This window comes from Paracraurococcus lichenis, from assembly GCF_030657435.1.
GTDB classification, from domain to species: domain Bacteria; phylum Pseudomonadota; class Alphaproteobacteria; order Acetobacterales; family Acetobacteraceae; genus Paracraurococcus; species Paracraurococcus lichenis.
Window position 1 is genome coordinate 1 of record NZ_JAUTWS010000362.1, and the last position, 881, is coordinate 881.

Consider the following 881-nt stretch of genomic DNA (forward strand, 5'->3'; position numbering starts at 1 on the left):
CAGGCGCTGGCGATCGACCCGGCCTATGCCGCGGCGATGGCCACGGCAGCGTATCTCCATGCACAGCGACACTTCCAGGGCTGGACACCGTCGGAGGAGACGACGCGAACGGAGGCGCTGCAGCTGGCGTGGCGCTCCATCGAGATCGCGCCGAACAACGCGCAGGTCCTGTGGATGGCGGCTTTCGCCATTTGGAACATGGCACAAGTGGACCGGGACAGGGCGCGCGACCTGTTCGGCCGGTCGCTGCTGATCAACCCGAGTTCCGCCATAGCCCTGACGCTCGCCGGCTGGATCGAGATCATGTCGGGCAACCAGGGCGCGGGCCGCGCCATGATCACGCGCGCGCAGCGGCTGAACCCGCGCGACCCGCGCGGCTGGCTGATGTCCGGCGCGCTGGCGATCGCCGCGGTGATCGATGAGGACTTCACCGGTGCGGCTGCCTGGGCCGAGCGAGCGCTGGCGCAGAACCGGCGCTTCGCGGTGGCGCTGCGCGTGCTCGCCGTCGCGCTGGTACGGACCGGACGGCACGAGAGCGCTCGACGGGTGGTGCAGGATCTGCTGACCGTCGAGCCAGGTCTGACGATTTCAGGCTTTTTTGCGCGCATTCCGGTGCCGCTGGCGAGCATGGCGACAACCTATGCCGAAGCATTGCGGCTCGCCGGGTTACCCGAGTGATGAGACTATCGGCGACGCCTGCCAAAGCCGATGGCAAGGCGGTCTCATACCGAGCCGTATTGTTGCTGACCCAATTCTGCCTCGACAGGCCAGTGTGGTGCACGGATCAGCGGTGTGGACGCACGTAGCCCTACCCGCATTCAGGGTTATGCAACGCGGACATACTTCGGACATCCGAGCTTGAGCATACGGTTCAGCACATT

Annotated in this window: 1 protein-coding gene; it reads left to right on the forward strand. The window is 66.3% G+C overall.

Going from position 1 to position 881, the window contains the following annotated elements; all coding sequences use genetic code 11:
• Nucleotides 1–678, forward strand: a 678-nt coding sequence (locus tag Q7A36_RS40255; protein ID WP_305109401.1) for a tetratricopeptide repeat protein, incomplete at its 5' end; no start/stop codon positions are given.
• Nucleotides 679–881 lie beyond the last annotated feature (203 nt).